The 19,170-nt window shown below is 54.0% G+C and carries 16 protein-coding genes; 6 read left to right on the top strand and 10 right to left on the bottom strand.

Annotated elements, in window-relative coordinates; all coding sequences use genetic code 11:
* Nucleotides 1–302: 302 nt before the first annotated feature.
* Entirely contained in the window at nt 303–1,373 is a 1,071-nt protein-coding gene (locus DFP98_RS32495) for a branched-chain amino acid aminotransferase (protein ID WP_116064797.1), read from the bottom strand.
* A 121-nt stretch (nt 1,374–1,494) separates the two neighbouring features.
* On the opposite strand from DFP98_RS32495, the gene DFP98_RS32490 reads away from it, so the two are divergent.
* Nucleotides 1,495–2,388: a LysR family transcriptional regulator gene (locus DFP98_RS32490; RefSeq protein ID WP_116064796.1), complete on the top strand. Its 894-nt coding sequence runs from the start codon at nt 1,495–1,497 to the stop codon at nt 2,386–2,388.
* A gap of 243 nt (nt 2,389–2,631) precedes the next feature.
* Here the strand turns inward: DFP98_RS32490 and DFP98_RS32485 are convergent, their stop codons facing one another.
* From DFP98_RS32485 to DFP98_RS32450, 8 genes are all read right to left on the bottom strand, one after another.
* Nucleotides 2,632–3,507 (bottom strand): sugar phosphate isomerase/epimerase family protein, encoded by an 876-nt coding sequence (locus tag DFP98_RS32485; protein WP_181918082.1) that lies wholly within the window; start codon nt 3,505–3,507, stop codon nt 2,632–2,634.
* Nucleotides 3,508–3,545: 38 nt separating this feature from the next.
* Nucleotides 3,546–6,554, bottom strand: coding sequence for a FlgD immunoglobulin-like domain containing protein (locus DFP98_RS32480; RefSeq protein ID WP_116064794.1), 3,009 nt, complete (start codon nt 6,552–6,554; stop codon nt 3,546–3,548).
* A 13-nt stretch (nt 6,555–6,567) separates the two neighbouring features.
* Nucleotides 6,568–7,437, bottom strand: coding sequence for a carbohydrate ABC transporter permease (locus DFP98_RS32475; RefSeq protein ID WP_116064793.1), 870 nt, complete (start codon nt 7,435–7,437; stop codon nt 6,568–6,570).
* A gap of 2 nt (nt 7,438–7,439) precedes the next feature.
* Entirely contained in the window at nt 7,440–8,339 is a 900-nt protein-coding gene (locus tag DFP98_RS32470; RefSeq protein ID WP_181918081.1) for a carbohydrate ABC transporter permease, read from the bottom strand.
* Nucleotides 8,340–8,406: 67 nt separating this feature from the next.
* A complete protein-coding gene (locus DFP98_RS32465; RefSeq protein WP_116064791.1) occupies nt 8,407–9,804 on the bottom strand; it encodes an extracellular solute-binding protein in 1,398 nt (465 codons plus the stop codon).
* Between the two features lie 149 nt (nt 9,805–9,953).
* Nucleotides 9,954–10,988, bottom strand: coding sequence for a response regulator transcription factor (locus DFP98_RS32460; RefSeq protein ID WP_116064790.1), 1,035 nt, complete (start codon nt 10,986–10,988; stop codon nt 9,954–9,956).
* Nucleotides 10,966–12,795, bottom strand: a complete 1,830-nt coding sequence (locus DFP98_RS32455) for a cache domain-containing sensor histidine kinase (protein WP_181918080.1) — start codon at nt 12,793–12,795, stop codon at nt 10,966–10,968. Before DFP98_RS32455 ends, DFP98_RS32460 begins: the two co-directional genes overlap by 23 nt.
* A gap of 172 nt (nt 12,796–12,967) precedes the next feature.
* Nucleotides 12,968–13,786: a CAP domain-containing protein gene (locus DFP98_RS32450; protein ID WP_181918079.1), complete on the bottom strand. Its 819-nt coding sequence runs from the start codon at nt 13,784–13,786 to the stop codon at nt 12,968–12,970.
* Nucleotides 13,787–13,935: 149 nt separating this feature from the next.
* On the opposite strand from DFP98_RS32450, the gene DFP98_RS32445 reads away from it, so the two are divergent.
* Genes DFP98_RS32445 through DFP98_RS32425 form a run of 5 tightly spaced genes read left to right on the top strand, consistent with a single transcriptional unit; the run spans nt 13,936 to nt 18,630 of the window.
* Entirely contained in the window at nt 13,936–15,063 is a 1,128-nt protein-coding gene (locus DFP98_RS32445; protein WP_116064787.1) for an amidohydrolase/deacetylase family metallohydrolase, read from the top strand.
* Nucleotides 15,029–16,132 (top strand): DgaE family pyridoxal phosphate-dependent ammonia lyase, encoded by a 1,104-nt coding sequence (locus DFP98_RS32440; RefSeq protein ID WP_116064786.1) that lies wholly within the window; start codon nt 15,029–15,031, stop codon nt 16,130–16,132. The genes DFP98_RS32445 and DFP98_RS32440 overlap by 35 nt, the downstream gene beginning before the upstream one ends.
* A 1-nt stretch (nt 16,133) precedes the next feature.
* Nucleotides 16,134–16,892, top strand: coding sequence for a 2-dehydro-3-deoxy-phosphogluconate aldolase (gene dagF, locus DFP98_RS32435; protein WP_116064785.1), 759 nt, complete (start codon nt 16,134–16,136; stop codon nt 16,890–16,892).
* Nucleotides 16,885–17,901 carry a sugar kinase gene (locus DFP98_RS32430; RefSeq protein ID WP_116064784.1) on the top strand — a complete coding sequence of 339 codons (1,017 nt, stop codon included), beginning with the start codon at nt 16,885–16,887 and terminating at the stop codon, nt 17,899–17,901. Before dagF ends, DFP98_RS32430 begins: the two co-directional genes overlap by 8 nt.
* A 15-nt stretch (nt 17,902–17,916) precedes the next feature.
* Nucleotides 17,917–18,630, top strand: a complete 714-nt coding sequence (locus DFP98_RS32425; protein WP_116064783.1) for a GntR family transcriptional regulator — start codon at nt 17,917–17,919, stop codon at nt 18,628–18,630.
* Between the two features lie 74 nt (nt 18,631–18,704).
* Here DFP98_RS32425 and DFP98_RS32420 read toward each other — a convergent pair whose 3' ends face one another.
* The gene (locus tag DFP98_RS32420) at nt 18,705–19,160 is read right to left on the bottom strand and encodes an SRPBCC family protein (RefSeq protein WP_116064782.1); all 456 of its coding nucleotides are present in this window, start codon (nt 19,158–19,160) and stop codon (nt 18,705–18,707) included.
* Between the last annotated feature and the right edge of the window lie 10 nt (nt 19,161–19,170).

Here is a 19,170-nt window from a genome sequence, read left to right as displayed (position 1 = left end):
TTTCGAAATTTCGTATAAAATTCATCCCTCTTTGTCTATTTGAGGTCAACTTGTACGATATATCGTACAAGTTGACCATTACGACCTTTCTATGGCTATATTTTGTATGATCAATCATATAAAGTAAGCGCATCGCCTAACAAAATAGCGGCATCTGTACGATTTATCATACAAATAAAATCATTCTTTAAACTTATATGGCATTCAGGAAAGGATAGCCAATTTTATGGCTTTTCTGAAGCATCAAAACAAGGACACCGCCTTAAAACGGGACGGTGTCCTCTTCCATATCTACTCACGATCTACTCCAGCTTAGTCACCCAGCCGAACGGATCTTCCACAGCGCCGCGCTGCAGACCGGTCATAAAGTCGTACACTCTGGATGACAGAGGACCCGTGCGTCCGTCGTTCAGCGTCAGCTTGTCGCCCTGCCAGTTCAGCTCTCCGATCGGGGAAATGACGGCGGCCGTTCCGGTTCCGAACGCTTCCTCCAGCGTTCCCTTGCGGTATGCCTCGACGAGCTCGTCGATGGAAATCGTTCTCTCCTCCACATCGATATCCCAGTGCTTCAGCAGTTGAATGACCGAATCCCGCGTCACCCCGTCGAGTATGCTTCCGTTCAGCGCAGGCGTGACGACTTTGCCGGCAATTTTGAAGAAGACGTTCATGCTGCCGACTTCCTCGATGTATTTACGGTGCACGCCGTCCAGCCACAGCACCTGGGAGTAGCCTTTGCCCGAAGCTTCCTCTTGAGCCCTAAGCCCTGCCGCATAGTTGCCGCCGGTTTTGGCGTTGCCTACTCCGCCCGTAACCGCGCGCACGTAATCCGGCTCCACATAGATCGTGACCGGATTGATGCCTTCCGCGTAGTACGAGCCTACCGGGGACAAAATGATCATGAAATAATAGCTTTCCGAAGGATTTACGCCCAGCGTCGGCTGAGTCGAGATGACGAACGGACGAATGTAGAGCGATGTGCCTTCAGTAGTCGGAATCCAATCCTCGTCCACCTTAAGCAGCTGCTTCAGCGCATCCATCGCCAAATCTTCGTCGATTGGCGGGATGCTGAGACGGGCGTTGGAACGGTTGAGTCTTTGCAAATTTTTGAACGGACGGAACAGCAGCACCGGTCCGCCCGGGGTTTTGTAAGCTTTCATACCCTCGAAGACAGTCTGGCCGTAGTGGAACACTTTGGCGGCGGGGTCGAGGGGGATCGGCTGGTAAGGAACGATACGAGGATCGTGCCAGCCCTTGCCCGCGTCGTATTCCATAATAAACATGTGGTCCGTAAAATGCTTGCCGAAGACGAGCGTCGAAGCATCCGGCTTTGCCTTGTTTGCGGTCGTCCGTTCTACTGAGATTGCGTGAGCCATGTCCGAAAAGTCCTCCTTGATTGAACGCGCTTTATAATTGAATGATACCAGAGTCGGATGTATATTGATAATATCTGTTTTGTCTGTGATGCATACCTTAAAAGTATGGAGTTGGGTCAATATGGATATGCGACAGCTTCGTTACTTTCTCGCGATCGCGCACGAAGGTCAAATTACACGCGCGGCCAAGCAGCTTAATATGGAGCAGCCTCCGCTCAGTCGCCAGCTCAAGCTGATCGAGCAGGAGCTCGGCGTCGTTCTGTTCGACCGCAACGGCAAACGGCTCCAGCTCACCCAGGCGGGCGAAATGCTGCGGAACAGGGCAATTGCCTTGATGAAGCAATTCGAGGAAACGATCACGTACGTTCAAGAGCTGGGGGAGGGCGTGCAAGGCGTTCTGTCGATCGGCGCGGTCGTCTCCTGCGTATCGCTGCTCCCTCCAGTCCTGCGCCAATTCACGGAGAAGTACCCGCAGGTGACCTTTAAGATTCAGGAAGGCGACCACTTCCTGCTCGGCGAGCTGCTGGAAAATCGCGATCTCGAATTTATCGTCACGCGACTTCCGTTCCAATCCGATTTTCAGTCGCAGCATTACTCCGTTCTCCCCTTGCCGTCCGATCCGTTCGTCGCCCTGCTTCCGACCGAATGGTGTCCGCAGAACGCTCGGGCGATGACGCTGGAGCAACTGGCGCGCTTCCCTTTTCTCACCCTTAAGACGGATCGTACGACAGGGATGCATACCCAGGTGTTCGACCAATTCAAGCGGCTCGGCCTCGAACCGAAAATCGTTAGCGAATGCTCAAGCGTAGCGATCGCGATCTCGCTCGTCTCGGCGGGCATTGGCGCGGCGATTCTGCCCGAGTCGATCATGAACTCGTTCGCGCCTCCGAACGTCGCCAAAATCTCGATCCAAGACGTCGATCTGCAAAGCAATATCGGGGTTGTCTGGCTAAGGGACCGGCATCTGTCGAAAAGCGCCAGGCATCTGATGGATATGCTGGTCGAGTTCAGCTAAATCGGAATGGGGCTGTCCCATAAGCCAACCAAGTTGCTCTGAAAGATAATCGATGATAAAGGTGAAAGGGGTATGTACCTCCTTCCGATGCTATACGCTCCTGAAATCTGAATGGGTAAACCCGTTACAGGGTAATTTCAGGAGCGTATGAGGCAATCTACAGGAGGCACATACCCCTTACTTTGTCTATCGATCATTTTAAGCAACTCTGCTTATGGGACAGCCCCCACACAGGTCTTCCTATTATTTATACTTGCGAATGAACTCCACCGCTTTGCGGATGTCCGCCTCCGGCTGGCCGCCGACTTCCCGCTCAATCGTCAAATAGCCGGAATAGCCGATGTCTTGGAGCGCTTGGAAATATGCGTTGAAATCCACTTTCCCTTCACCCAGGGCGACCTCGCGGAAAAACTCCCCGCCTGCCACCATCCGCGCGATCTTCTCGTGATCCATCGGCTGATGGCCCAGTGACCCGTATACGTCTCGGGGGTCGGATTCCCGGTAACGGATGCCGTCCTTCACGTGCGTGTGGACGATGTAATCCTTAAGCAGGCGGACGCCCTTCACCGGATCGTCCCCGGTCACCATCACCATATTCGCCGGGTCGAAATTGACGGACACCCCTTTGGAGCTTAACGAATCGAGGAATCGCTTCAGCTGCGCCGCCGTCTCCGGACCGGTCTCGATCGCGAAAAACGCGTTCATACTGGAGGCATAGGCACTCAACTCTTCACAGGCTTCCTGCATGGACGAATAAATTTCGCCGCTCTCGTCGTCCGGCAGAACGCCGATGTGCGTCGTCACGATATTCGTGCCTAGCTCTACTGCAAGGTCCAAGATTCGCTTTGATTTCTCCACCTTCTCGGCATTGTGCAGCCGGTCCTGAAAGCCGTGTCCGCCCAAATCTCCGCACAGCGCGGAAATTTCCAGACCGAGCGATTCGATATACCCCTTCAGCTCTCGTCTGTCCTGAGCATTCAGCGCCTCCGGATCCATCTCGCCGGATACAGCGTAGATTTGCACGCCGTCCGCTCCGACCTCCCGCGCTTTGATTATCCCTTCGCGTACGCCGACGCGAAAGCTGTCGACGATAGCACCTATCTTATTTTGGAGCTTCATTCCGATATGGCCTCCCTTTTCATTTGTCGCATACCTGCCTAGCGCTTGATCATGTAGAACTTATCGACATACAGCTCTTTTAATTGACTCGGGTTGTCCCACGGCATGATAAACACCGTCTGGTCGTGGGTCAAAGAGGGAACGAAGCTTCCGATCTTGACCGTATGCCAAAACATATTATCCAGCTGCGAAGCCGGCATAGTCGTCTCCGGCACTGGATAGGTCGAGGTTGTCGCATCGTATACGCCATATGAGAAGGCCATGCCGGACGGGGCGAAGAACCGCGTCTGTCCGTTCCCGTCAACATAAGTGTCCGCGGCGTATTTCACCTTCACGACCGCGTACAGGTCGTACGTCGCTCCCGGCGCCAATTGCGCCGGATTCCAAGTCCACTGGATATTCCAGCCTCTTGTCGTCGTGATCGTTTGTTTGGCCGTGAAACCGTCGGACGCGGAGACATCCGTATGGTTATTCGTCGCGTTGTTGTACAACGTAAACGACGCGCTCTGCCCCTCGACGATCGTTAGCGACGGATCTTTGACCAACCGGAGAATAACGCCGTTGCCTGCCTCCAGCGGCAATCCGCTGATCGTGTAGCTCGAACCGCTTGTCGCGAAGGCGACATTAGCGTTATCAAGAACGTTCTGAACGGCTGTTATATCCATCCCCAATTGCGATCTATCGATCGTCAAGGTCATGGTCGCCGGCTGCGTCACGTCGTGGTTGACAACGACGAGATACTTGTCGCCCGTCTGCGAATCCACATGGGTCGTCACGTCCGCGCTCGCATAGGCGGCATTTCCCCCGCCGGACGCGGCGGCGACGTTCGCGGTTCTTCTCATGTTCCGGATCGTTGGCTTCAACGTCTCGATCTCGCTGAATAGCGCCTGCACCGTATAGTAATCGGCTCTGCGCTGATAATTGGCGTCCACCAACCCTTCCCAATCGACTTCCGTTTGATACATGAAATAGGTAAAGCCTTTCGAGCCGTGTCCGATCGCCTCATAGGTCATCGCCCGGATTTCCGCGGCTGTCGGATCTCTCAGCCACCCGGCATTGTTATGCGTCTGAAGAATCGTCCATAGAGGAGCCGGGTCGGCAATGTCTTTCCTCGGCTGTAGAGAAGCGAAGTCCATGTAGCTCTCATACGAAAAGCCGGGGAGATGGTAAATGTTCCTGAAGTCGCCGAGTCCGCTTCCTTCCGTTACACCGTAGGGATCGATATTCATCGCCTGAGGCTTCTGTTCGTTGTAGTGCATTTCCACTCGATCTACGCCTACGTAGGTCATGAGCACCGGTCTGCTCGGATCGAGCGTTTCCAGCATCCGTTTCATATCCTTTAGGTTGTCGGCCAGCTTGGCGTCGTTCTCCGGCTCGTCCCTTAAATAATAGCCGTACAACGCGTTGCTGTTGGTATACGGGTTAATCAACCGACCTATTTGATCGTACATGGCCGTTTCGTCATTATAGAGAGCTTCGTTGAACAGGCTCGTATAGTCGGGAAGCCCGACGATCTTGAGCCCGTTAGCGCTTGCCTGGGCCAACGTGGACGCGTACACATGGGCCGGCTTGGAATCCCAGTTGGCCATGAAGACGGTATCCGCGCCCAGTTGCCGGATGTCCCCAAACGTAGCGTTCAAGTAGGCGTTAGCGCCAGCGCTGTCGTTCGGAATGGCCAGACCTTCGTAGAAGATGCCCTTCGGGATCGCGTCTTTGGCCGTATTCGCCGCAGGCGTTAAAGATACGCCCGTAATGACCTGCACATTGGTTCGGAAGAGATCGGCAGAACCTGCGGAAACCGCAGCGGTATATAAACCGTTTGGAACCGTCTGCCCGCTATTGTTCTTACCGTCCCAGACGACCGTATTCATCCCGGATTGCAAGACACCGCTAACCAGCGTCCGGATTAGAGAGTGGTCGGAAGCCCGATAAATGTTAACCGATACCGTCTGCGAGGAAGACAACGTATAAGTCAATTTCGCGACATCGTTCAAGCCGTTGGCGTCCGCCGGTGAAATTTTGTAAGGATAGGCTTGCATCGACGAATGCGGGAGTTCGTCGCTAGGGTCCTGGGCGAGCGTTACGCTGTCCACCTGGAACGCCGGATAGTTCGCCGCATTGTCCACTTTATAAAAACAGATTTTCACGTCATGAGACGGATTCGGCGCGATGGGAGCGGTGACGATGTTCTGATAGAAAAGTAGCTTCGGAAATGCCGAGGAGTGGACGATTGTCGGGTTGATCAGATACGTATTCGACGTAAAGTCGTACACGGTATAGCCGAATACGTCGCCTGTCGCCGTCGTCCAATTCGTCATCTCCGGCTTCACCAGCATCAATATCCGGTACGATTTGCCCGCCTCGATCCGAGTTCCGTCGATGGGAACCTGCAAATTCCAGTTGCTCCCCGGTCCGTTGACCACCCTCCCGGCGCTCAAATCGGCAGCCATTCCGTCTGTAACGGTCGATGCGTCGTTATACTTGACAAAGCTGGCGTCCTCAATCAGATAATCCTGATGCTTGCGATAAACTATGCAGTCCACATAGATGTCGCTGACTTGCGACGAGTTTGCCGCTCCTGCGATATAGATGCCGATATCGTTTACGCTGGCATTCGGCTTAAACGTCCCGATCCGGTACTCCTTCCAAGTCGAATCGGAAGTAGCGGCGGCCGCCACAGTCTTCTCCGGGATAACGTAACTGGCGGACGTAGAGTCATACAAACCGAGCTTAAAAGCGTTGCCCGTTGGGTTCGCCGCCGCATGTTTCACCTTCACCATAACCGACACATCGTATAATTGTCCCGGCTCCAACTCGCTGAAATCCCAATTTTCATATTGAATGTTCCAGCCGGTCGAATTGTTGGCCATCCTTGCGCTATACCCGTCCGTAGCGGACGGGTCAGCTACCTGCATCGCACCGTTGTGCAGCGTGAACCGGCCATCCTGAATTGTCAAATCCGCCGCATAACTCGTCTTGGCAGCCGCTAACAGACCGCCGACGATCATCAGCGTGAACACCCATAACCCTTTTCGATTTCTATTCATCCGATTGGCCTCCTTATCCTTTCACTGCCGAGCCTGCCATTCCGTCTTGCAGTTGCCTTTGGAACAGAATGTACGCCAGAACCACCGGAACCATCGAGATAATGAGCCCGGCGAAGAGCGCGCCGAAGTCGGTTCGATACTGCATGCTGGCCGATAGGAACGAAATCCCGATCGGAACGGTATAGAACCGCTCGTCGCCGATAAAGGTTAGCGCTACGATGTATTCGTTCCAGAATGAAATCACATTCACGATGCTTACGGTAATCAATCCTGGCTTGGCCAGCGGCAGCATGATTTTATAGAAGGCAGCGTAATTCGAGCAGCCGTCTATCGTCGCAGCTTCCACCAAAGCGGCGGGAATCGATTTGAAAAAGCCAATAAGCAGAAATACAGTAAACGGAACGGCGCCAACCGCATAAACGACGATTAAACCGCCCAGATTATTCGTCAGATGCAAGGATTTCGCGACGAAATACAGCGGGATCAGCGTCAGAATCGCAGGGATCATCATGCTGGACAAGTAGACGGCAAGGACCAGCTGATTCCCGCGAAAACGGAATCGGGCCAGCGCGTAAGCCGTCATCGCCCCCATCAAGAGCGACAAGAAGAGCGCAGCTACGACGACAATCGTGCTGTTCAAAAAGTAGTTGGCGATGTGGGAGCTTACCCACGCGTTATGGAAGTTCTCGAAGTGATACTGATCCGGCCAAGCCCAAGGATCCGCATAGAATGCCTTGTTATCCTTCAAAGAGGAATACAGCGCCCAAAACAAAGGGAATATGACCATGACCGACCAGATGAGCAGCAGCAATCTAACGGCATTGGAGGGCAGCCTCCCTATCGCAAGTCTTCCGCCCGTTCTTCTCAGTGCAATCTCCACCATTTCTAAATCTCGTAAGTTTCCCTGTTCAGAAGTTTATTGGCGATTCCGGTGATCAGCAGCGTAATCGCCAGCAGCAATACGGCAACCGCCATGGCGTAACCGACGTTGCTCTGCTGAAAAGCCAATTGATAGATATAGGAGCCGAGCACCTGCGAAGCGTTATCCGGCCCCCCGTTCGTCATGACGAGCACGAACACGTAGTTGCCGCTTAACGTCGTAAATAGAATTGTCAGCATCGCGAATTTGACGTGCTGCCAAACCAGCGGAATCGTAATGCGAAACAGCTGCTTCCACTCGCCTGCTCCGTCAATGCGACTCGCCTCGTAAATCTCCTCGGGAATGCTGTTGATGCCCGCGATAAACACGATCATGAAAAATCCGATTCCCGCCCAGCTGGCCACGGGTATGAGCGCCGGAACGGCCGTCTCCATCTCTCCCAGCCAGGCATGCGTCAGATTCTCCAGTCCGATCGCTTGAAGCCCGGCATTCAGCAAACCGATGCTCGGATGATAGACGAACGACCATAGCAAACCGATGATGACGATTGAGATCATGTTCGGAAAGAAGAATACGATCCGGTAAAACCCGCTTTCGCGCTTGCCGAACCCCAGTCTCGTCACCGCGATGGCGAAAAACATGGCGAAGACGATAATAAGGACTTCTTTCCAGAACAGAATGACGAAATCGTTCCAGATCGCATGGGGAATAAGGCTGTCCTGCGACAGCTTCCGGTAATTGTCGAGTCCGACGAATTTCATGACGTTCGTATAACCGGACCACTTCTGAAAACTGTAATAGATGCTTTGGATCAACGGATAAATGTAAAAGATCGAATAAAGGAGCAACGCGGGCAATACGAATATCGCGATAAATCTTCGAGTCGAAGCGCGATGAATGGACAAGCGAATCACCTTTCGTTGGCCGAATGCCAGGAAAGAACGTCAGCTCCGCCTGGCATTCGGCAATAATCTATTGCTTTTCCGACCGCGCTTTCTCAAACGCCTGTTCTACGCGCTCTCCGTACTGCTCCGCGTTGATTTTTCCGAGCACCAGCGAGTTCAAGCTATCGTAGACGGCCTGCTGGCCTGCCGGCTCCCAATCGAAATTCGTGGACACGATGACGATGTTCGGATCGGCGATCCATTTCATGACGCTCTTGGTCATCTCGCTTACGTTCATGTCGTTGACGTCCACGTTATAAATCGTAGGCACGTTCGTCAGTTCGATGAACCTTTTGACGACGTCTTCTTGATACAGGTACGACAGCCACGCCATTGCCGCCTTCGGGTTTTTCGCCTTGGCGGGAATCGCGAAACCGACCGCCGACGGCGCTGTCGCCATTTTCTGGCCCGCATCCTGCAGCACGGACGGAATGAATTTCATTTGGAAATCGGTAGGAATATCTTTTTTCATTTCTCCCTCGAGCCATAGACCGTTCGGAATGAACGCCGCTTTGCGGTTCAGCCATTCCATCTGGGACTGCGTATGGTTGAGAGCGGTCGTGCCTTTCAGGATCAGCCCTTGGTCCCGAAGAACCTCCAGCTTCTTCATGACTTTGATGAACGGCTCGCTCTTGAATACGCCCGGCTCGGCGTTCATCACTTTGGTCCACAGCTCCTGGCCGCCTTCCGCGGCGAGCGCCGGCGTGATCAAGCCGTTGAACAGGTACACCGGGTAGATGCCCGGATAGTCCAGCAGCGCCACGTTTTGAGATTTCAGCTTCTCGCCGATGGCGAGCAGTTCGTCGAAATTTTGCGGCGGCGAAATTTGGTTGTCCCCTAGCAGCTTATCGTCGTAGAACATGCCCATCGTGCTGAAAATGTAAGGCGCGACGTAGATTTTGCCGTTCTTGTCGGGAGTCAGCATGCCTTTGACGAAATGGTCCTGGATCAGGCTTTGCCCATCTTCGGCGAGCGCTTCATCGAACCACCCGCTCAGGTCCATGATTTTGCCGTCCGTCTTGAGCTGCTCCATCGGGATATCCGGACCGTCGAAGTACAGGAAATCGGGCGGATTGTCGTCGATCCATCTCGTTTTCATTTGCTCGTTGATTTTCGGTCCCATGTTGGCGATGACGTTGACTTCCGGATATTTTTTCTTGAAGCCTTCGATCGCTTCTTTCCACCAGGCGTCGCCGTAGCCCCCTACGAAAATCTGCAATTCGAAATCCCCTTTGACATCCACGTCCGCAGATGCCGAACTCGCGGACGGCTGCGCTGCGCTTGCGGACGGTTGCGCCGAACTTCCAGACAGAGAAGCCCCTCCTCCGTTGTTGGAAGCGCTTTTACCGCATGCCGAGAAAACCAGCGACGCCACCAGTATTAAAGCGACCAATCCGCTTATTTTTCTTAACCCTGTCTTGCTCAATGTTTATGTCCCCCTTTGAATGTGATAGTCCGATTATAGCCGCTTCCCTTCTTAACGCAGGATAGACAACGGTTATGTTGCAGGTTTGTTTCTTTTAGGAATACAGGAATAAAGCAAAGAAACCGCGATGCGGTTTCCCCTGCAATCACTTATTTGCTCCGGGTCAGACCGGCCCGGTATTCCGAAGGCAGCATGCCGGTCATTCGTTTGAACAACTGGCCGAAATATTTGGGATCGCCGTAGCCGACGAGCTCGCTGATGTCCTGGATCTTCATATTGGGATCGCCGAGCAGTCTCTTCGCCTTCTCGATTCTCAGCTTAATGACGTAATTTGAAAATGTCTCCCCGGTTTCGCTCTTGAACAATTGGCTCAAATAGGAGGCGTTCAGATAGAACTTGGCGGCCAAATCGCCGAGCGTAATATCTTGCTGGAAATTGCGCTCGATATCGTCGATGACGGCCTGGATCGTTCGCTTGTTGGCGTAGCCCTGCCTGTGGTCGCATAGGCAAGAAACGATGTGAAGCAGGTCTGCCCTCAGTTCTTCTCTGGCATTGGGAAGACGCCCTTCGTCCTTCTCCAGATTGTTCTTGCGCAAAATATCCTTCAAGCTGCTGCTCTCTTGATCCAGCAAGCGGTCAAGCGAGAGGCGCACCGTGTCGCAAATCCGCAGGACGATTTCCTGCGGAACCTTGTACTTGTGCAACTCGTCGAACAAGGCATGGACGGCTGCCGCGGCCGCCTCCGCATCCGCGGCTTTCACCGCGTCCAGCAAGCTTGCCTCGATATCGAAAGGATAGCGGTAGCGCTCCTCTTCAAGCTGTTTTCGGAGTTGCAGCAGGGAGCGAACAAGCGCATCCGCATTTACCGGCTTAAGCAAATAGTCGGCCACCCCGTTCCTTATGCTCTGCTGAACATAAGGAAAATCGTCGTAGCCGGTCAGAACGATTACCTTGAGCGTCGGAAACCTCGCCTTCAGCGCTTCCGAGAGCTCCAAGCCGTTCATCGCCGGCATTTTCAGATCGGTCACGACGATATCCGTCTCTTCGCGCGCGACAAGCTCCAGCGCCTCTTCGCCGTTATCGGCTTCTCCGACGATCCGGAAGCCGTGCAGCTGCCAGTCGATCAGCTTTTTCAGCCCTCTACGGATGAGCGGCTCGTCGTCAACCAACATGACCGATAACATTCCTCATCACCTTCTCTTCGCTCGTTATCGCGGGAATGGTCAGCGTGACGCTTGTTCCCTCTCCCGCCTTGCTGTCGATCGATAAGCCATATCCTTCGCCGAAGTATAGCCTGATCCGGTCGTGCACGTTATTCAGCCCGAGATGATCTGCGGCGGCTTCTTCTTTGGCCGACAGTCTCCCGACCAGCTCCGCCAGCTTCGTCTCATCCATCCCGACCCCATCGTCCCTGACCTCAAACACGATATTCTGACTGCTTTTTTTAACGCTGATCCATAGCGCGCCTTTCCCCTTTTTGTTCTCGATGCCGTGAAAAATCGCGTTCTCGACGATCGGCTGAAGCGAAAATTTGATAGCCTTATAGCCAAGCGCTTGCTCGTCGACATCGGCGATCACTTCGAATTTATCTTCGTAACGGATCTTCTGGAGATGAACGTAGTTCATCGCTTGTTCGATTTCCTCTTTAATGTCCACGATATCTTCCCTGCCTTTGATGCTGTATCGGAAAATGTTGGCCAGCGCCTCGATCGCTCCGGCGATCTCCCTCTTGTCGTCGATAATCGCCATCATGCGGATTGAATCCAGCGTGTTGTAGAGAAAATGCGGGTTGATCTGGCTCTTCAAAGCGATCAGTTCGGCTTCCCGCTTCTTCGTCTCGACGCTTTTGATCGTCCGAAGCAGCACATTAAGTTTCTCGATCAGCCGATTAAAGCTGAGGGAAAGCTGGCCGAGCTCGTTGCGCGAGCGAACCGTCACTTTCGCCTCCGTATCGCCTTTTTCCACCTGTCTCATCGTGCTTTGCAGCAGACGAATCGGCTTGACGACTCCCTTCGATACCAGCATCGAAAACGCGAACACCAAGGTGACGCAAATGATGCCCATTGCATAGAACACGGTCTTGATGCCTTTCACCCGCTGCAGAATGTCCTCGTAAGGCAGAACGCCGACCACTTTCCATCCCGTGTACTCCGACACGCTGCTGACGAGAATCCGTTTGTCCCCGCCAACGTCCAAGACCTCGTTCATATTTTCTTTGTCGGCCGCGATGCGGAGAATGTCTTCCGTCCCGCTCGACCGGGCCAGCTGTCCGGACGAATGCATGACGTTCCCGTATTTGTCGAGCAGCAGCACGCTGCCGGTTTTTCCGATGCTCGCGCCGCCGCCTATTTTTATGATGGCGTTTTCATTGTAGTCGATGAGTATGTAACCGATATAGAAGCCTTCATGAAAGCTTAAAACTTTCCTGCCGATCGAGAAAACCCGCTTTTTGCCGCCAAACAAATAATCCGCTTCATGCAAAGGCACCATCGTTTTTTCGCCTGTCGATTTTCTTAAATTTTCGTAGATCGGCTCCTTGTAGAAATCGTATTGGGCTTTGACGGCGCCGGCGCGGCTTCGCGAGACGATATTGCCGTTTAAGGAGACGAGCGATACGAATTCGATGTCCTGCCTGACCTTCAGCAAATTTTCCAAAAACGTTTCCACCGCTTCGACGTCGGCAGCCGAATACTTGTCCGTATACAGCTTCACATTGCTGGAGCCGAGCAAGTACCGCTCCGCTTCCGGACTCGTGTAGGGCATTTTGGAGAGCGTATCGATTTGGCGGACGTATTCGTCCAACGTCAAGCTCATCTGCTGGACCGTTTGCAGAGACGTCTGCCTCATTTCCACTTCCACTTCCTGCGCGCTGACCCGATACAGGATACTTCCGAAAACGATAAGCGGAACGACCACGGAAATCATGAACAGAATGATGAGCTTCGGCCGTAAGTTCAGGTTAGAAAAAAAAGGAAACCAGCCGGTTTTCATCTGGGAATTAGCCCCCCTTCTTGCTGTAAAATCAAGGCTGTCGTTATCGGATGCGCAACCATCGAGCAATGCACAATAAGGCATATATTATATAGCTAATCCCGATGCAGAAGTCAACAAAAAAGAGATGTCCGCGGCCGGCGGGCCTGTCGGACATCCTCTTTGGAATCGTTTATTTGGAGACGAATTGCTGCGTCCAGCAAGGCTGTCCATTGTTCGCGACATAGCCGACGCCCATATGCGTGTACGAAGCGTTCATAATATTGGCCCGATGGCCGGGCGAATTCATCCAGGCTTGCACGACCTCCTGTGGAGACGGCTGCCCTTTGGCGATATTTTCCCCCGCGGATTGGTACTGCACGCCGAAATTCCGCATCATCGCAAAAGGATCGCCGTAAGTCGGGGAAGTGTGCGAGAAGTAATTGTTGGCCGCCATATCCTGGGACTTGGCCCGCGCCGAACGATTCAAATTCGTGTAATCCCCGGAGAACGGCTTCAAACCGGCCTTCTGCCGCTCCTGATTCGTCAGGTTCAGCACCTCGAGCTCGTAACCGGTCATCGTTTCATTGGAAGGAATCGTAACCTCGGTATCCTTCGGAATCGGCTCGTTTATATTGCCATTCGGAACGCCCGTTTGACCCTGAACGGGATTTTGTACCTGACCTGGATTCTGTACTTGACCTTGGCCCTGACCTTGACCGCCTTGGTTCGGGTTGGCATAGCCGTTGCCGCCTCCGACGAGCCTGCTTAAATCGGGATTCGCCCGAAGGAAGTCCTCGAGACTTACATGATACTGGTTGGCGATATCTTGCGCGGTTTCGTTGCTTTTGACGACGTATTTATTGACCGGAACCCCGGTATCGGTGGCGCTCACTTGAAGCTGCGGCTGTTTTTTGGCCGGCGCCGCGTGCTCCTTCATTCTCATCCCGGAGTTTTGGTTGGCGCACGCGCCGAGCAGGACGATACATGCGATAATTGCCAATCTCTTCATGTGCTTTAAGCCTCCTCTATAATCGCTTGTCCCTTTTAATTTCCCCGACTTCGCCCAAACCATCCGTTCGAAGATAATTGACCGCCAGAACATTATAACGTTATAATGTTTAAAGAAATTATTTTTGAAAAGAAACCGGGTGAACCACTTTGCAGAAGCTAGCGTTACACAATCTCAGGCTGCCCGACGAAGCTCTTGTCGATATTATTGTGAACAATGGAATCATCGCAGACGTTTCTCCTGCCGGAACCGACCGCGGTTCGGGCTCGGAAGCGGACTATACGGCGGACTACGAAGGCAGATGCTACGTATCCAGCGGCTGGATCGATCTGCACGTCCATGCCTTCCCGGAATTTGAGCCTTACGGCGACGAGATCGACGAAATCGGCGTCAAACAGGGCGTTGCCGTAATCGTCGATGCCGGAAGCTGCGGAGCGGACCGGATCGACGAGTTGATCTCCGCTGGAGAACGCGCGGCGACTCGGCTATTCGCGTTCCTGAACATCTCTCGCATCGGACTGGCCAGAATCGACGAGCTGTCGCAGTTAGAGTGGATCGATGCCGCACTGGCTGCCAGCGTCGCAGCCAATCATCCCGATTCCATCGTCGGCTTCAAGGCGAGAATCAGCCGCAGCGTCGTCGGGACCAGCGGACTGGAGCCGCTCAGAATGGCCCGCAAGCTGTCCGATGAAACCAAGCTCCCGCTCATGGTCCACATTGGCTCGGGACCGCCGGATATTCGAGAGATCGTTCCGCTTCTGTCGGACGGGGACGTCATAACGCATTGTTTCCACGGGAAGAAAAACGGGTTATTCGATGAAAAAGGGCAACCGCTGACCGCCCTTAAGGAAGCACTCCATAGAGGCGTAAAATTGGACATCGGACACGGCACGGCCAGCTTCTCTTTCCGCATTGCCGAAGCCGCCCAGAGGGCCGGAATCCGTCCGCACACGATTAGCACCGACATCTACCGGGGCAACCGGACAAAAGGGCCGGTGTACAGTCTGGCTAACGTTCTTTCCAAGTTTCTGTATCTAGGCTACTCTTTGGAGGAAATCATCGCATCCGTCACGCATCGCCCCGCAAGCTGGCTCGGCAGGCCAGAGTTGGGGCGAATCCGTGTCGGCGATCCGGCTAATCTGACTTTGTTTTCAATCGAAGACAGACGGACCGCGTTGATGGATTCCGAAGGAGAAGAACGCATCGCGAATCGCATAATCGAGCCAAGAGGAGTGGTGACAGGTGACAAATTCATTAAATGCGAAATACGGACTTAAAAGAGTCATCAATGCCAGCGGACGGATGAGCATTCTTGGCGTATCCGCCCCTACCGATACGGTCATGGACGCTATGAAGCGCGGAGGCCAGCAATACGTAGAGATCGCCGATCTCGTCGACAAGGCGGGAGATTATATCGCGGACATTCTAGGCTCCGAAGCGGCCGTTGTCGTTAACTCGGCTTCCAGCGGCATTGCGCTGTCGGTCGCCGCTATTGTGACCAAAGGCAATCAACGTCTGAGCGAACGCCTGCATCAAGAGCCGATTGCCGCGAACGAGATCATCATTCTGAAAGGCCATAACGTGCAGTACGGCGCGCCGGTCGAGACCATGGTCTACCTGGGCGGAGGCAAGCTGATCGAGGTTGGATACGCTAACGAGGGCAAGGCTACTCACATCGAGGATGCAATTGGTCCAAATACCGCAGCCATTCTGTATGTGAAATCGCATCATTGCGTGCAGAAGAATATGATTTCAGTCGAAGAGGCCTGGGAAGTCGCGCAGCGCAACGGCGTTCCGATGATTGTGGACGCGGCTGCCGAGGAGGATTTGAGGAAATACGTCCGTTACTCGGATCTTGCGATCTACAGCGGCTCCAAGGCGATTGAGGGACCGACCTCCGGTATCGTCGGAGGCAAGCGACAATATGTGGAGTGGCTCAAAACGCAGCTGCACGGCATCGGTCGGAGCATGAAAGTCGGCAAGGAGTCGACATTCGGATTGCTGCAAGCGCTGGACGAATATGTCGGGAAAAAGGACAACAGCGAGCAGGAGAAAGCGTCGCTTCAGACGCTCATGCCGCTTAACGATATTGCCGGCGTGCAGGTATCGATTGTTCAGGACGAGGCCGGTCGAGCGATTTACCGCGCGAGAGTGAAGATTGACCCTGTCGCTTCGGGCACGAATGCGGGACACGTCGTCGCGGGCCTGCAATGCGGAGAAATTGCTGTTTACACTAGAGACTACGGCGTGAAGCAAGGATATTTCGATATCGACCCACGTCCCCTTCAAGGCGACGATATCGATGTGATTGCAGTCAGAATTCGCGAACTTACGGGAGGACTCTAAAATGTCGAACTTATCCAAACGCTTATACAAAAACCGCGTCGCTCTTAACGTACTGGCCCGGGATATCGAGAACGCCAAGGAAGTGTTCGAGGCGGCCGAAGGCCACGTTCTCGTAGGCGTGCTGTCCAAGGCGTATTCGAACGCGGAAGAAGCCGTCGCCGCCATGAAGCAGTACGGAGAAGCGATCGACGAAGCCGTATCGATCGGTTTGGGCGCAGGAGACAATCGTCAAGCCGCTGTCGTCGTGGAAATTGCCAAAAGCTATCCGGGGAGCCACATCAACCAAGTGTTCCCGGCCGTAGGCGCGACGCGCGCCAATCTGGACGGCCGCGACAGCTGGATCAATGCGCTCGTCTCGCCGACGGGGCGTCCAGGCTATGTCTGCATCTCCACCGGTCCAATCAGCGCAGCCCAGGCGGATCAGGCAATCGTTCCGGTCAAATCGGCAATCGCGCTCGTGCGGGATATGGGCGGCAATGCGCTTAAATATTTTCCGATGAACGGGTTGAGCCGGATCGAGGAGCTGAAAGCCGTCGCCATTGCTTGCGGGGAAGAAGGGTTTGCCTTGGAGCCGACCGGCGGCATCGATATGGATAATTATGAAGAAATTTTGCAAATTTGTCTGGACGCCGGTATTCCGCAAGTCATCCCTCACGTCTATTCCTCGATTATCGACCAAGAGACGGGCAAAACGAACGTTGCCGACGTGAAGGAGCTACTATCCATCACGAAAAGATTGGTGGACGGAGCCAATGGGTAAACGGATCGCCGCTTTCGGAGAGGTGATGATGCGCCTGCAGGCGCCGGGGTATGACCTGCTGTCGCAGGCTAATACGCTAAGCTACTCGTTCTCCGGGACGGGCGTGAACGTAATCTCCGCACTTGCTCGCTTCGGTCACGACGGCTATCTGGTTACCCGGCTGCCGGACAATCCGCTCGGCGACGCCGCGACAGCCAACCTGCGCAAGCTCGGCATCGCCCAGAAATTCGTTGCTCGCGGCGGCAGCTATATCGGGATGTATTTTCTTGAAAACGGCTTTGGCGCACGGCCGAGCCGCGTCACCTACTCGAACCGCTTGGAGAGCAGCTTCAACACGGCCCCGGCAGACGCCTACGATTTCGCCGATATCGCCGGCCAACTGGATGTCGCTCATTTCTGCGGCATTACGCTGGCTATGAACGATGCAGTAAGAAGCCATATGCTGCGTTTCGCGAAAGCGGCGAAAGCCCGCGGCAGCCTCGTCGCGTTCGATTGTAATTATCGTCCGTCTTTGTGGGGCGAGGACGGGTACGAGAAGGCGAAGCCTTTTTATGAACAAATGCTGGGATTGGCGGACATCGTGATGATGAACGAGAAAGATGCGATGTACCTGCTCGGAATGCCGACAAAGGGAACGACGCGCGAGGAGCAGCTGGAGGAGCTGGTTCCCGAAGTCGCTCGCATATACGGCATTGCCGTGGCGGCTGGAACGCACCGCTCCGTAAACGGAGACAATACGCATTCTTTGCGCGGGTATTTGTATAAGGACGGACGCTTTCACTATTCCGACACGCTGACCTTCGCCGTTTATGATAGAATTGGTGCTGGAGACGCCTACACGAGCGGAATTCTGCACGGTGAGCTGTCCGGCTTCGAACCGGAACGGACAGTTCGTTACGCAGCTGCGGCGGCCATGTTGGCCCATACGACCGTCGGGGACACCCCGATGGCTGCGGAACGGGAAATCGTGCGGGCTATGACGCAAGCGGCAGGCGACGTAGAGAGGTAGATAGGAGCAATCGCAATGACCTTGTCCCGGGACCACAAACCTTTGTACCGACAAATTAAAAATATTATTAAAGACCGCATTCTGCACGGCGTCTATCCGCTCGGGGATTTGATTCCGTCGGAGCCGCAGCTCGAGCAAGAGTTCTCGGTCAGTAAAATTACCGTCCGCAACGCGATCCAGGAGCTTGTGCAGGAAGGCTATCTGGAAAAAGGCAGCGGCAAAGGCACGAAGGTGCTGCGCAACACGTCCACCTCCCGACTGTCGAAGCAGATGAGCTTCACCGAAATTCTCGTCGAGGGAGGGCATCGCATCCGCAAGCGACTGCTTAGCACAGAGACGATCCGCAACGCGGAAGGCTCCGAGCCTTATCGTCTGTTTGGGGAAAGCTGCGTTTGTATAGAGCGTCTGTACTTCCTTGACGATGTGCCGTATGTTCACTACACGCACTATTTGACGTCCCGCACGGGCAATGTCGAAGCAGCCGATCTCGGAGAACAATCGTTGTACGGTTGGCTGGAGGAGCAAGAAATCGGGCTGGCGAGTTTCCGCGATCATTTCGAAGTCGCCGTTGCGCCCGTCCGCGTCTCCGAACTGCTAAAGCTGGAGCCGAACACCCATCTGCTGCGGCGCTCGCGTTACTCCCGCGTCCCGTCCGGCGACGTGGCCGAATACAGCGTCGGCTATTACAATACCGCGCTTCAGCAATATTTGGTTAACTACGAGGCTTGAGTTGCTGCGGGTTGCCGATGAACAAATTCTACGAAAGAGGGGCGGCTCCGAACGGCGGAGCTGCCCCTCTTCTATTATGCTTTAACGTTCTCGATCTCCTCAATCCGATTGGCAATCGCCTCGGATAGCTCTTGGGCGGTTTTCGGAACGAACGTTTTCAGAATCGTGTTGACCATCGGGCCCATTGCGCCTTTGGCTGTAATGTCCAGGCATCCGGTCATTTTCGTCGTATTGTCATCCACGGTCTCCGCCTCGAAGTATCCGTTGCCTCCGAAGTTGTCGGACAGCCCCGTAAGATCGAAAGTTACCTTCGTAGGCTCGATCCATTCCTTGATGTCGATCTTTAGCTTGACCGTTTTTTTCATAAAGCCGAGATCGCCTTTGAAGGCCCAGGTGGATTGACGATCGCTCAGAATTTCGTGCTCGATATACCCGGGGACGAGCGGCGCCCACTTATTCATATCGCTGACGAAATTCCATATTTTATCGATCGCAACCGGAAGCTCTATCGTATGAATTCCGTTTGGCATAACGGTTCAG

Origin of the sequence: Cohnella phaseoli (genome assembly GCF_003386235.1) — a bacterium.
GTDB lineage: Bacteria > Bacillota > Bacilli > Paenibacillales > Paenibacillaceae > Cohnella > Cohnella phaseoli.
Note: the sequence above shows the minus strand (reverse complement) of the source record. Positions and strands in the feature narration are given on the sequence as shown.